This is a genomic window from Mariniflexile gromovii, assembly GCF_017814435.1.
GTDB classification, from domain to species: domain Bacteria; phylum Bacteroidota; class Bacteroidia; order Flavobacteriales; family Flavobacteriaceae; genus Mariniflexile; species Mariniflexile gromovii.
In genome coordinates this window covers 107,601-121,347 of sequence record NZ_JAGJCB010000001.1, presented here as the reverse complement: position 1 = coordinate 121,347, position 13,747 = coordinate 107,601, and the positions used below count along the sequence as shown (strand labels likewise).

The following is a 13,747-nucleotide window of genomic DNA, read 5'->3' as shown; positions in this document are numbered from 1 at the left end:
TATGTCGTAATGATATAGCTTCTTTTTTTTTTGAAGTAAAAAGTCTAAAAAGTTGTTTTAGGCGTATAATTAAAAATCAATTCTTTCGTTACTTGTAAGAATTATTAAAAGAAGTATATGAAGTTAACGACTCAAATTATAGGTTTTTTAGGGCTTATTATTATTTTAAGCAGCTTTAAATCTTCAAATACAAGAACGGAAAAAAGTGCTTCGTACAATATCGTTCAAATAGATTCCATTTTAAGCGATTCAATATTTATAGATTCTACATCAACTGCATATATACCATATCTTGAAAATGCACATGCCTCTTATTACCACGATAAATTTAATGGAAGAAAAACGGCGAGTGGTGAAAAGTTTGATAATAACCTATATACAGCCGCACACAAAACCCTAAAATTTGGCACCAAAGTGAAGGTAACCAATACGGTTAATGGCGAATCGGTTATTGTAACGGTAAACGACAGAGGACCTTTTGTAAAAGGCAGAGAAATTGATTTATCAAAAAAAGCCTTCATGGAAATTGCCAAGTTTAAATTACGTGGTTATTTAATTGTAAATCTTGAAGTGCTTGAAGAACCGCTTGAGAATTAAAATTCTATTATTTCATTTTATCTTCTGAAATAATTTGAATATCTATAAACAATCATAATAAAACTTCCCGTGTCAGGTCGAGCGCAGTCGAGACCTCACTTTGAAGTAATTTATGATTAATAACGGATAAGCATTGGAATAACAAACAGTAATTAAAGATGAAATAAATCTTCACAAGAATTTAACAACTAAAATCGTAACTTTGCGCTTTTGCCAATTTATGACCCAATTTGACGATTTTATTGAAGTTAAAGGAGCTAGAGTCCATAACCTTAAAAATATTGATGTTTCTATTCCCCGTGAAAAACTTGTAGTTATTACTGGTTTATCTGGCAGTGGAAAATCATCATTGGCTTTTGATACTATTTATGCCGAAGGACAACGTAGATATATTGAAACGTTTTCGGCGTATGCACGTCAGTTTTTAGGTGGATTGGAACGTCCAGATGTTGACAAAATTGATGGTTTAAGTCCCGTAATTGCCATCGAACAAAAAACAACCAGCAAATCGCCACGATCTACGGTGGGTACCATCACAGAAATTTACGATTTCCTCCGTCTTTTATACGCACGAGCCAGTGATGCATACAGTTACAATACGGGCGATAAAATGGTAAGCTATAGTGATGCCCAAATTAAAGAACTCATTATTAGCGATTTTAAAGGGAAACGCATTAATGTTTTAGCTCCTATAATACGTTCACGTAAAGGTCATTATCGCGAATTATTTGAACAAATAGCAAAACAAGGTTTTGTAAAAGTGAGGACGGATGGCGAGATAAAAGACCTTACAAAAGGCATGATGCTGGACCGATACAAAACCCACGATATTGAAATTGTTATAGATAGATTGGTTATTGACGATTCAGCAGATAACGATAAACGCCTTACAGAAACCATAAATACCGCCATGCATCATGGTGATGATGTATTGATGGTTTTAGATCAAGACACCAATGAAACCCGCTATTTTAGCAGAAGTTTAATGTGTCCTACTTCGGGCATTTCATATCCAAATCCTGAACCCAACAATTTCTCTTTCAACTCACCAAAAGGCGCTTGTGATACTTGTAACGGTATTGGCACACTATATAAAGTGAACGAAAAGAAAATAGTTCCAGACGATAGTATTTCTATAAAAGCGGGAGCCCTTGCACCACATGGCCCCGAAAAAAGTAGTTGGATTTTTAAACAGTTTGAAACCATTGCACAACGTTTCAACTTCAAATTAACCGATGCTTATAAAGACATTCCTGAAGAAGCCAAACAAATGATTTTGTATGGAGGGAATGAAAAATTTTCGGTACAAAGCAAAACTTTGGGTGTTACCCGCGATTATAAAATAGATTTTGAAGGTGTCGCCAATTTTATTGAAAATCAATATAAAACAGCCGAATCTACTTCTTTAAAACGATGGGCAAAAGATTATATGGACAAAGTAAAATGTCCTGAATGCGAAGGGTCTCGTTTAAAAAAAGAATCACTTTTCTTCAAGATAAACAACAAAAACATTGCTGAATTAGCGAATGCCGATGTTGTGGAGTTAACCCAATGGTTTAACGATTTACACCATCATTTATCTGAAAAACAATTACAAATTGCTGAAGAAGTAATAAAGGAAATAAAATCGAGACTTCAATTTTTATTGGATGTAGGCTTAGATTATTTATCGTTAAACCGAAGCTCAAAATCACTTTCGGGTGGTGAAGCACAACGCATCCGATTGGCAACCCAAATTGGCTCACAATTGGTTGGAGTCCTTTATATTTTAGATGAGCCTAGTATTGGTTTGCATCAGCGCGATAACGAAAAATTGATAAATTCACTGGTATCACTTCGTGATATTGGCAACTCAGTCATTGTGGTTGAACACGATAAAGACATGATTGAGCGTGCCGATTATGTGATAGATATTGGACCAAAAGCTGGGAAATATGGAGGAGAAATAATAAGCATTGGCACCCCAAAAGAGCTTTTAACACACCATACTTTAACGGCCGATTATTTAAACGGTACCAAACAAATTGAAATTCCTAAAAAACGACGTGAAGGCAATGGGAAGTTTATCGAGCTTAAAGGCTGTACGGGCAATAATCTAAAAAATGTATCGGTAAAAATTCCTTTAGGAAAAATGATTGGGGTTACGGGCGTTTCTGGTAGTGGAAAATCGACTTTAATTAACGAAACCCTCTACCCCATTTTAAACGCCCATTACTTTAATGGCGTTAAAAAACCGATGCCCTATAAAAGTATTAGCGGTTTAGAACATATTGATAAAGTGATTGATATCAACCAGTCGCCCATTGGCCGTACACCACGAAGCAATCCTGCAACATATACGAAGACGTTTGACGAAATTCGCAGTTTGTTTGCTAAAATCCCCGAAGCCATGATTCGTGGTTACAAAGCAGGCCGTTTCAGTTTCAATGTAAAAGGCGGTCGTTGTGAAACCTGCCAAGGTGGTGGTTTAAGGGTTATAGAAATGAATTTTCTACCCGATGTATATGTGGAATGCGAAACTTGCCAAGGTAAACGTTTCAATCGCGAAACTTTAGAAATTCGATACAAAGGAAAAAGCATCAGCGATGTGTTGGATATGACCATCAACGAAGCGGTTCCTTTCTTTGAGCACATTCCAAAAATTCACAATAAATTAAAAACCATTAAAGATGTTGGTCTGGGATACATCACTTTAGGGCAACAAAGCACAACGCTTTCTGGTGGTGAAGCACAACGCATTAAATTGGCAACCGAATTAAGTAAACGCGATACCGGAAACACGTTTTACATACTTGATGAACCCACAACCGGCTTGCATTTTGAAGATATTCGAGTATTAATGATCGTACTTAATAAACTGGCAGATAAGGGCAATACGGTATTAATTATTGAACATAATTTGGACGTTATTAAAACTGTAGACCACATTATCGATATTGGTTATGAAGGCGGAAGAGGTGGCGGACAAGTAGTTGTTGAAGGTACTCCCGAAGTAGTGGCCAACCACAAAAAAAGCTATACGGCTAAGTTTCTTAAAAAGGAATTAGCTCCATTGATAATTGATAATTGATAATTGATAATTGAATTTAAACGAATAAACAAATAGACACAATATGAGATTAGAAAAACATAGTAAAGCATGGAACGAGATTAAAACAAACGATTCTTGGGCTATTTTTAAAATCATGGGCGAATTTGTTAATGGTTATGAAAAGCTAAGTAAAATTGGTCCGTGTGTATCCATATTCGGTTCAGCAAGAACGAAACCAGAAGATGCATACTACCTTCTTGCAGAGAAAATTGCAAAACGTATTGTAGAAGCTGGTTATGGTGTTATTACCGGTGGTGGTCCTGGTATTATGGAAGCGGGAAATAAAGGTGCTCATTTAGGTGGCGGAACCTCGGTAGGATTGAATATAGATTTACCTTTCGAACAACACGATAACCCTTATATCGATTCTGATAAAAGTTTGGATTTTGATTACTTTTTTGTTCGTAAAGTCATGTTTGTAAAGTATTCACAGGGCTTTGTAGTTATGCCCGGAGGTTTTGGTACCTTAGATGAGTTGTTTGAAGCCATTACGCTTATTCAAACACATAAAATTGAAAAATTCCCTATTATTTTAGTAGGAACCAAATTTTGGGAAGGACTTTTAGATTGGATTAAAACCACGCTTTTAGAGTCTTTTGGAAATATAAGTGCCAAAGATTTAGATTTAATCCATCTTGTTGATACTGAAGAAGAAGTAGTTACCATTCTAGACTCTTTCTATAATGGGTCTGGATTGAGTCCTAATTTCTAACTTAGCCCTGCAAACAAAAAATTGCAGGTTTATTTTATTATATTGCATCGCCTTACGAATTTTTAACCTCTAAATGTTTAAAAGTAAATTGAAATTACGTCTTTTCTGTTGTGCGTTATATGCATTGGTATGTTATGCAGGCTTTGGTCAAAACAAAATTGACTTAAAGGCGGTTTTTGATATTAAAAACAAACAAATTAAAATATCGCAAACCATTCAATACCAAAACACAACCCAAGATGAGCTTCAAACCATTTATTTAAACGATTGGAACAATAGTTATTCAACAAAAAAAACACCACTTGCGCAAAGATTGGCAGATGAATACAAAAATGTGTTTCATTTAGCTAAAAATGAAGAAAGAGGTTATTCTGTAATAGCTTCAATTAAACAAGATGGTGAAGATTTAGTGTTTCAAAATGTAAAAAACCAAATAGATATTATTAAAGTTGAACTTAAAAAGCCCTTAAAACCAAATGACTTTTACAACATTCAATTAGAATATCTAGTACAAATACCTAGCGATAAATTCACAAGTTATGGTATTACAAACACAGGTGCTTTAAACTTAAGATATTGGTATATTACACCTGCCGTTTACAATGGTAAGTGGCATTACTACAGCAATAAAGATTTAGATGACATGTACATTCCTCCAGCCGATGTACATTTAGAAATTGAATACCCATTGGGGTATAAATTAACTTCAGAATTAGACGTAATTAACCAAACACAATCTGCTAACAAACAGCTTATTACGTTAGAAGGAGAAAATATTCTGAACAACAAATTATTCATAAGTAAAACTTCAAAATTCAATACAATTCAAAAAGATGGCTTTTCACTTATCACCAATATTGATGATGAAGGTTTAGAAATGATTGATAAGGTTTTAATTACCGAAAAGGTAACAAACTTTATTCAAGAAAAACTTGGGGCTTACCCGCACAACCAACTTCTTTTATCAGATATTGATTATAACAAAAACCCCGTGTATGGCTTAAATTTTTTGCCAAACTTTATTAAAACCTATCCTAACCATTTTCAATATGAACTGAAACTTTTAAAAATTGCCTTAAATAATTATTTAGAAAATACATTGCTTATAAACCCAAGAACCGATCAATGGTTGCTTGATGGTATTCAAATGTATTATTTAATAGATTATGTTGACAAGTATTACCCCAATATGAAATTTTTAGGAAATTTAGCAGGAATTTGGGGGATTCGTTCCTTTCATGCTGCCAACATGAAATATAACGACAAATACACCCTAGCCTATATGCTAATGGCTAGAACCAATAGAGACCAATCGTTAACAACTTCCAAAGATTCGTTGTTAAAATTCAACAATAGCATTGCCAACAAATACAAAGCTGGCGTGGGATTAAAATATTTAGATGATTTTATAAACCATGATGTGGTTGAAAACAGTTTATCATCATTCATTATTGAAAACAAGTTAAAACCAGTTTCTACAACAGATTTTGAGGCTTATTTAAAATCGAAAACAAATAAAAACATTGATTGGTTTTTTACCGATTATATAAACACAAGAAAAAAGATAGATTTTAAAATAAAAAAGGTTCATAAAACGGAGGACTCCATTACTTTAACTATTAAAAACAAGCAAGATAATGGCATGCCCGTTTCATTATATACTTTAAATAATGATAGCATCATATCAAAAACCTGGATAGAGAATATTACCGAAAACAAAACCATTACCATTCCTAGAAATAATGCCAACAAACTGGTTTTAAATTATAACAATGTCATCCCCGAAATTAATGCACGTGATAATTGGAAGTCGCTAAAAGGATTCTTTTTTAATAATAAACCACTACAGTTTAGGCTTTTTAAAGATATGGAAGACCCCTATTACAACCAGGTGTTTTTTATGCCAATAGTACAATTTAACAATATTTATGATGGGCTAAATTTAGGAGTTAAAGCTTACAACAAAACCCTCTTAAAAAAAGCCTTTAATTACAAATTTGAACCCCAATATTCTCTTAAATCGAGAACATTAACCGGTTCATCATTTGTTTCTATGACGCATCAAATTGAAAACAGGTCATTATATTCCATATATTATGGTATTGGTGGTGCATATACTTCTTACGCACCAGATTTGTTTGTTACGCAAATAACACCATCGTTAGGCTTTTTGTTTAGGCAAAAAGACGATTTGCGTTCAAATAAAAAACAATCGCTTTTATTTAGATATATAGATACTAACAAAGACGAAGACGTAAATAATATTTATACAAACAACACACCAAATTACAATATATTTAATGCTAGATATATTGATTCTAATGATAATTTAATAACCTTTAGCAAATGGTACGCAGATTTTCAAATTGCAAAAACATTTACTAAAGTAGCCTTTAATTATGAATTTAGGCACTTATTTGAAAATAACAGACAATTGAATCTACGATTTTTTTCAGGGGTATTTTTAAGAAACACAAATAATCCAAATTCAGACTACTTTAGTTTTGCATTGGATAGACCAACCGATTATTTATTTGACTATCAATATTTAGGACGCTCGGAGGAGTCGGGTATATTCAGTCAGCAATATATAGATGCCGAAGGTGGATTTAAATCAAAATTAGAAACTCCATTTGCGAATCAATGGATGACCACATTAAACACAAGTACCACATTATGGAAGTATATTTTAATGTATGGTGATGTAGGTTTGGTTAAAAACAAATTCGATAATGCGCATTTTGTTTACGATTCTGGTATTAGAATCAATTTAGTTACCGATTATTTTGAAATTTACTTACCAGTTTATTCCAATTTAGGCTGGGAAATAGCCCAACCCCATTACGACCAAAAAATACGATTTAAGTTTACCGTAGACCCACAGGCCTTATTGGGTTTATTTAGACGCCGTTGGTACTAATTGTTAAATATGTTATACAATTATAGGCTATTTTAAACTTCTTATAGTAAATTGCTAATTTTAAATTAAAATATTAAAAATTATTGAGAATTTCATAATTAATTGTGTTGATGTTTTAATTGTAAAAACCGTAAACTTTAACTACTTTTGCAAAAGTTAAAGCATCAAACCTATGCACACAATTCCAGATTTGAAAAACAATTTATCATTCGAAGATTTTAAAGCAGAAGTTTTGAACGACTATAAAACAGCTGTAAAAAGTCGGGAATGTAGTTTATTAGGTCGTCGTGAAGTTTTAACAGGAAAGGCTAAATTTGGAATTTTTGGCGATGGCAAAGAAGTACCTCAGTTAGCCATGGCTAAAGCCTTTAAAAAAGGTGATTGGAGATCGGGCTACTACCGAGACCAAACCTTTATGATGGCTATTGGTGAATTAACCGTTGAACAATTTTTCGCTGGTTTATACGCCAATACGGATTTACAACAGGAGCCCATGTCCGCAGGTCGCCAAATGGGTGGGCATTTTGTTACCCATAGTTTGAATAACGATGGGAGTTGGAAAAATCTAACCGAGCAATACAATTCCAGTGCCGATATATCGCCTACTGCTGCACAAATGCCACGTTTACTAGGGTTAGCGCAAGCATCAAAAATTTTCAGACAAGTTGAAGGCATTAATACCACTAATTTTTCAGTAAATGGAAATGAAGTGGCTTGGGGTACCATTGGTAATGCCAGCACTAGTGAAGGCTTATTTTTCGAAACCATAAATGCAGCTGGGGTTTTACAAGTTCCTTTGGTAATTAGTATTTGGGATGATGAGTATGGAATTTCAGTACATGCAAAACATCAAACAACTAAAGAAAATATATCAGAAATTCTAAAAGGATTTCAAAGAACAGACGATGAAAAAGGTTTTGAAATCCTTCGTGTTAAAGGTTGGGATTATGCGAATTTGGTAGAAACCTACCAAGAAGCTGCCATTATAGCTCGTCAAGAACACGTTCCTGTTTTAATTCATGTTTTAGAATTAACACAACCACAAGGGCACTCTACATCTGGTTCGCACGAACGCTATAAAACTTCCGATCGATTAGCTTGGGAAAGCCAACACGATTGCAACACTAAAATGCGCGATTGGATTATTGAAAGCGGCATTGCTACCAATGAAACGCTTATTGAAATTGAAAGAGCCATAAAAAGAGAAGTTAGAGAAGCAAGAAAAAATGCTTGGAACACCTTTTTAAAACCCATATTAAAAGAGCAAAACGAATTAATTACAATTTTAAAGCAAGTAGCATCCCATAGCGCTAATGGCGTTTTTATAGAAAAAATAAAAGATACTTTAGCTGCTATAGATGAACCTACAAGAAAAGATATTTTATCTGCAGCAAGAAAAACTTTAGTTCATTTAATCAAGGAATCTTTTTTAGAAAAGGAGCAACTTGTTAATTGGATCAATAAAACATTTGAAAACATTCAACCAAATTTCAGTTCTCATTTATATTCTGAAACGAATCGGTCTAACATCCTTGTAAAAGAAATTAAGCCCATTTATAGTGACGAAGCAGAGTTAGTTGATGGACGCATCATTCTTCGTGATAATTTTGATGCTATTTTCAGCAACTATCCAGAGGCACTTGTTTTTGGGGAAGACACAGGAAATATTGGTGACGTAAACCAAGGTTTAGAAGGTTTACAGGAAAAATATGGCGAATTAAGAGTTGCTGATGCTGGTATTAGAGAAGCCACTATTGTTGGCCAAGGTATTGGTATGTCGTTACGCGGTTTACGCCCCATTGCCGAAATCCAGTATTTAGATTATATCCTTTATGCGCTACAAATTATTAGCGACGATTTAGCAACCACACACTACCGAACCAAAGGGAAGCAAAAATCGCCTTTAATTATTAGAACACGTGGCCATAGATTAGAGGGCATCTGGCATTCAGGTTCTCAAATGGGTGGTATTTTACATTTAGTTAGAGGCGTAAATGTATTAGTGCCCAGAAACATGACCAAAGCTGCAGGTTTCTACAACACACTTTTAAAAGGTGACGATCCTGCTATTGTGGTGGAATGTCTAAATGGATACAGATTAAAAGAAAAAAAACCAAATAACTTAAGTGACATTCAAACACCAATTGGCGTTGTTGAAACCATAAAAGAAGGCACAGATATTACTTTGGTTTCCTACGGTTCAACACTTAGAATTGTAGAACAAGTAGCTAAAGATTTATTAGCAGTTGGTATTGATGCTGAAATAATTGATGTACAATCATTATTACCTTTCGATTTAAACCATGATATCGCTAAAAGCATTCAAAAAACCAATCGTTTAATGGTTATTGATGAAGATGTCCCTGGTGGTGCATCCGCATATATTTTAAATGAAATATTAAACGTTCAAAATGCATATAACTATTTAGATAGCCAACCAAAAACGCTTACCGCTAAGGCACACAGACCTGCATATGGAAATGATGGTGATTATTTTTCAAAACCATCGGCCGAAGATATTTTTGAAGCTGTTTATGGTGTTATGCATGAAGCAAATCCCAGTGAATTCCCCAAATTAAGATAGATTTCACGTAATTATCAATATTTAAATGAATAAAAATTTCCCCGATTTAGGTTTACTAATTCTAAGAATTGGTTTCGCAAGTTTAATGCTTACACACGGTATCCCAAAAATTAACTCACTTTTTGAAAGTCCCATAAAATTTGCCGACCCTTTTGGTATTGGTGAAACAACGTCATTAATCTTAACTTTAATAGGCGAAGTTGTTGCTCCTATTTTAATTTTAATAGGGTTCAAAACAAAATTAGCTGCTATACCAGTTGTTATTACCATGTTTGTAGCTGCATTTGTTATTCACGCCAGCGACCCATTAAATGTTAAAGAAAAAGCATTACTATACTTATTTGGTTTTTTAGTGTTACTTTTCACTGGTTCTGGTAAATATTCAGTTGACGGGTTTAAAAAATAGATACATTTGAAAGGTGCTTCACTTGCTGAAATAAAAAAGGAACTAAGCCATAAATCGTATGATGACATGGCGGAACTTTGTTTACGTCTTGCCCGATTTAAAAAAGAAAACAAAGAACTCCTTACCTATCTACTTTTTGAATCCCATAATGAAGAAGGCTATATTGAATCTGTTAAAAGTTATATAGACGAGCAATTCGAGTTAATTAACACCGCCAGTTATTTTTACATTCGTAAAAGCGCCCGAAAAATTCTAACCAATACAAAAAAATTCATTCGGTATTCCCAAAATAAGGAAACCGAAGCGACAATCCTCCTCTATTTCTGCGAAAAATTAAAAGCTTTTTCGCCCAGTATTAAGTACAGCACACAGTTGCAAAATATGTATTATAGGCAAATAGCATTGATAAAAAAAATAGTTTGTACGCTTCATGAAGATTTGCAGTACGATTTTAATTTAATACTGGAAGACCTATCCAAATAGCATTTCGCTAAATTACTTAAAAACTCGATAAATTACTATTTTATAAAATTTTACTAGTTATTTTAACAATATTCGCATTATTTAAAGAAAATAAATGATTTGTTAATAATTAACCATTAATAGAATAAAACACTATTCTTATCGAAAAAAATGGTTTTTATTTAAAATTGTAGTTATTTTCATTTCGCTATTAATCTTTAACTTAAAATTTTACAAATGAAAAAAAAAAATTACAAATTAATTAAAACTATCAGAATATCTATTGTGGTATTAGCTCTAACATTTTCAAGTAATATACATGCAGCACAACCAAGTTTGTTTGGAGGCTGGTTGAGTTGGCTTTTTGGAGGCCATACACATACACAAGGATGTGGACATAATAGCTCAACAGATTCTGTTCCGTTAGACGGAGGTCTTGGAATTCTATTAGCTGGTGCAGCAATTTTTGGTGTGAAAAAATTACGTGAAAACAAAAATGAAAAAGTTTAATTCACTAAAAAATAACATTCCTTTACCAATAAGGCTTTTTTTAGGAAAAGCCTTATTATTTTTCATTGCATGGAAAATAATTTATGTTTTTTTCTTATTTGACTCACAATATCTTGATAGTATTTTAACTAAACACGTGGGAAATTCTTCCGTTAAGGTTTTAAACGGATTAGGTTCTATGTCTGGATTTACTGCTATAAACGAAACATATCCTGAAATTCATTATGGAGAAATACAAGAATTTAATATGTCTGTAATTTATCATAATGATAAAAAAATACTTAATATAGCTAATGCTTGTAATGGTTTAGAATTAATAATTTTATATATAGGTTTTATTATTTGCATGCCATCTAGTTTTTTACGGAAAGTTCTATATATAATTATTGGTGTCATTCTCATTGATTTTATAAACATTATTAGATGTGTGGGACTTATTTATTTAAGAGAATATTTTCAACAATATTTTCAATTTGCACATCATTATTTATTTAAAATCATAGTATATTCCACAACATTTATAATGTGGATTGTATATTCAAGAAAAATTCAATTAAAAAATGAATCTATACAAGTCGGATAAAGTTCGTTTTATATCAGGACTTATATTAATTTTTATTATTTACACATGTTATTATGTGCTTTTTGAAGAAAACAGTGATTTAGAATTACCTTCGAAAGTAAGACATATAATAAAATTCCTCGCTACGGTGGTTGTGTACTTTGTTGGTACTTTTCATCTTGGAAAATTAACTGATTCGTGGATGTCTTTTATCTGGCATGTTGTACATATTTCAGGGTTAACTATTATAATATCTCTTGGCATTTTTGATTTGCTAATCGGCGGTATGAGTCTTAATTTAAGGGCTTTTGCTGGCAGTATTCAAGAAGCACTTATATCTCCTGTTCTGTATGTTGCTATGGGACTTCTCAACCATAGTTTTAAAAAAAACAGTCATAAACTATAACCTATAAAAAATATATAATTCACTAATCTAAAACTGTTGAATTTCCTGTAAAAAAAACAGTTCTTAGATACATATTGATTAAATATTTTTAAATTTCCAATAAAATTCCTTTTTAATACTTAAGATACAGTTCAGAATAATTGGCTTTATTCAAAACTTTGCTTTTACATCCCACTTTTGTTTCCTAATTTTAAGAAACTTTAAAACTTAAAATCATGGAAAATCCACACTCTAATCCCGTTGCTTGGTTCGAAATTTATGTAGACAATATGCCCAGATCCAAAAAATTCTACGAAGCTGTATTTAAAACCACTTTAGAAAAACTTCCAGCACCTGATGAAGAAGGAGGCTTAATTATGTACACTTTTCCCAGTAACATGACCAGTTACGGTTCTGGAGGTGCTTTAGTAAAAATGGAAGGTTTTAAAGCCGGTGGCAATAGTACCTTGGTATATTTTCATAGTGAAGACTGCCACGAAGAAGCAAACATTGAAGCCGCAGGCGGTAAAGTATTTAAACCCAAAATGTCTATTGGTGAATATGGTTTTATTGTTTTAGGTACAGATACTGAAGGTAATATGTTTGGTTTACATTCTATGAAATAGGTAATTACAAGACTGTTAAAATAATATTGAAATTATACCAAAAAAAGATATTTTCATCGAAAACTTAAATCAACTTTTTGCTACAGGTTTTTCCATTAGTGATAGTGAAACTAAATGTCTCAGTTCTTAGGGAATTTTGATAATGCAAATTCGTGAAGCAAGAGAGTCTCTGCTGTTTTCTAAGAAATTTGGTAACAAAAAAACTTTTGAGAATTTTGAAGAATTTGTATTGGCTAACGCAATGTTTAAAAATTCTATTTTGTCTTACGCAAAATGTTTCTCAAGTTCTGGTACTGGTAAAATATCAATTGACGCAAACGAAATAATACTAAGTCACACCGTAACCTATAAAATTTCAGTTGGAGATTTTGATAAATATTTCGAACTTTTCGATTATTGCTCAAATTTCATTGTGACACAAGTAAACAAAAAGACTGACAAGATAGAGTATCGATTAGGCATAAAAATAAAATTTAATTAATTTATACATCTTAAAATCAATACTAACAACATCCTGCTCATTACGAAAACAACAAAACAAAACAAAACAACTAGAAACATACTACCTAACATTATTCACAGCAAATAGTTGCGTTAGAGATTATTCATGCATATTATTTTTAAATCAAGGAAATTGTGAATGCGTCGCATTTGAAGCGAAAAGCCCACAGCGACGCAGGAGCGAGGACTTGTAACCCTTCGTATGCGCTCAGGATAGACTCCAAGCCAGACTCTGGTACCTGAACTTGTTTCAGTATAAAGGTAAAACCCAAAATAAGTTAATGTTTTCAATTTTTCTGTGTATTAATATGTTCAAAAGTCAGTGTTTCTAAGCGTGCTTTATAAAGTTTTTTAGAAATAAAATATGTATTTTTGCACACTTTAAAACAGG

The 13,747-nt window shown here is 32.8% G+C and carries 12 protein-coding genes; all 12 read left to right on the top strand.

Going from position 1 to position 13,747, the window contains the following annotated elements; translation table 11 throughout:
* Nucleotides 1–117 precede the first annotated feature (117 nt).
* Nucleotides 118–597 carry a septal ring lytic transglycosylase RlpA family protein gene (locus tag J8H85_RS00415; protein WP_209651566.1) on the top strand — a complete coding sequence of 160 codons (480 nt, stop codon included), beginning with the start codon at nt 118–120 and terminating at the stop codon, nt 595–597.
* Between the two features lie 220 nt (nt 598–817).
* Nucleotides 818–3,667 carry an excinuclease ABC subunit UvrA gene (uvrA, locus tag J8H85_RS00410; protein WP_209651564.1) on the top strand — a complete coding sequence of 950 codons (2,850 nt, stop codon included), beginning with the start codon at nt 818–820 and terminating at the stop codon, nt 3,665–3,667.
* 43 nt (nt 3,668–3,710) lie between these two features.
* A complete protein-coding gene (locus J8H85_RS00405; protein WP_209651562.1) occupies nt 3,711–4,400 on the top strand; it encodes an LOG family protein in 690 nt (229 codons plus the stop codon).
* Between the two features lie 73 nt (nt 4,401–4,473).
* Nucleotides 4,474–7,320: a gluzincin family metallopeptidase gene (locus tag J8H85_RS00400; protein WP_245243698.1), complete on the top strand. Its 2,847-nt coding sequence runs from the start codon at nt 4,474–4,476 to the stop codon at nt 7,318–7,320.
* 172 nt (nt 7,321–7,492) lie between these two features.
* Complete coding sequence (locus J8H85_RS00395) at nt 7,493–9,904, top strand: alpha-ketoacid dehydrogenase subunit alpha/beta (protein WP_209651561.1); 2,412 nt, start codon at nt 7,493–7,495, stop codon at nt 9,902–9,904.
* 25 nt (nt 9,905–9,929) lie between these two features.
* A complete protein-coding gene (locus J8H85_RS00390) occupies nt 9,930–10,310 on the top strand; it encodes a DoxX family protein (RefSeq protein WP_209651559.1) in 381 nt (126 codons plus the stop codon).
* A gap of 6 nt (nt 10,311–10,316) precedes the next feature.
* A complete protein-coding gene (locus J8H85_RS00385; protein ID WP_209651557.1) occupies nt 10,317–10,793 on the top strand; it encodes a hypothetical protein in 477 nt (158 codons plus the stop codon).
* Nucleotides 10,794–11,009: 216 nt separating this feature from the next.
* Nucleotides 11,010–11,282 (top strand): PID-CTERM protein-sorting domain-containing protein, encoded by a 273-nt coding sequence (locus J8H85_RS00380; protein ID WP_209651555.1) that lies wholly within the window; start codon nt 11,010–11,012, stop codon nt 11,280–11,282.
* Nucleotides 11,269–11,865, top strand: a complete 597-nt coding sequence (locus J8H85_RS00375) for an archaeosortase/exosortase family protein (RefSeq protein ID WP_209651553.1) — start codon at nt 11,269–11,271, stop codon at nt 11,863–11,865. The genes J8H85_RS00380 and J8H85_RS00375 overlap by 14 nt, the downstream gene beginning before the upstream one ends.
* A complete protein-coding gene (locus J8H85_RS00370) occupies nt 11,843–12,250 on the top strand; it encodes a hypothetical protein (protein ID WP_209651551.1) in 408 nt (135 codons plus the stop codon). Before J8H85_RS00375 ends, J8H85_RS00370 begins: the two co-directional genes overlap by 23 nt.
* A 215-nt stretch (nt 12,251–12,465) precedes the next feature.
* Nucleotides 12,466–12,855 (top strand): VOC family protein, encoded by a 390-nt coding sequence (locus J8H85_RS00365; RefSeq protein ID WP_209651549.1) that lies wholly within the window; start codon nt 12,466–12,468, stop codon nt 12,853–12,855.
* A 142-nt stretch (nt 12,856–12,997) separates the two neighbouring features.
* Nucleotides 12,998–13,336 carry a hypothetical protein gene (locus J8H85_RS00360; RefSeq protein WP_209651547.1) on the top strand — a complete coding sequence of 113 codons (339 nt, stop codon included), beginning with the start codon at nt 12,998–13,000 and terminating at the stop codon, nt 13,334–13,336.
* Nucleotides 13,337–13,747: the final 411 nt, after the last annotated feature.

Bases quoted from the DNA above. Each gene is read 5' to 3' on its own strand.
- J8H85_RS00415 (WP_209651566.1), top strand. From the start codon at position 118: ATGAAGTTAACGACTCAAATTATAGGTTTTTTAGGGCTTATTATTATT.
- uvrA (WP_209651564.1), top strand. From the start codon at position 818: ATGACCCAATTTGACGATTTTATTGAAGTTAAAGGAGCTAGAGTCCAT.
- J8H85_RS00405 (WP_209651562.1), top strand. From the start codon at position 3,711: ATGAGATTAGAAAAACATAGTAAAGCATGGAACGAGATTAAAACAAAC.
- J8H85_RS00400 (WP_245243698.1), top strand. From the start codon at position 4,474: ATGTTTAAAAGTAAATTGAAATTACGTCTTTTCTGTTGTGCGTTATAT.
- J8H85_RS00395 (WP_209651561.1), top strand. From the start codon at position 7,493: ATGCACACAATTCCAGATTTGAAAAACAATTTATCATTCGAAGATTTT.
- J8H85_RS00390 (WP_209651559.1), top strand. From the start codon at position 9,930: ATGAATAAAAATTTCCCCGATTTAGGTTTACTAATTCTAAGAATTGGT.
- J8H85_RS00380 (WP_209651555.1), top strand. From the start codon at position 11,010: ATGAAAAAAAAAAATTACAAATTAATTAAAACTATCAGAATATCTATT.
- J8H85_RS00375 (WP_209651553.1), top strand. From the start codon at position 11,269: ATGAAAAAGTTTAATTCACTAAAAAATAACATTCCTTTACCAATAAGG.
- J8H85_RS00370 (WP_209651551.1), top strand. From the start codon at position 11,843: ATGAATCTATACAAGTCGGATAAAGTTCGTTTTATATCAGGACTTATA.
- J8H85_RS00365 (WP_209651549.1), top strand. From the start codon at position 12,466: ATGGAAAATCCACACTCTAATCCCGTTGCTTGGTTCGAAATTTATGTA.
- J8H85_RS00360 (WP_209651547.1), top strand. From the start codon at position 12,998: ATGCAAATTCGTGAAGCAAGAGAGTCTCTGCTGTTTTCTAAGAAATTT.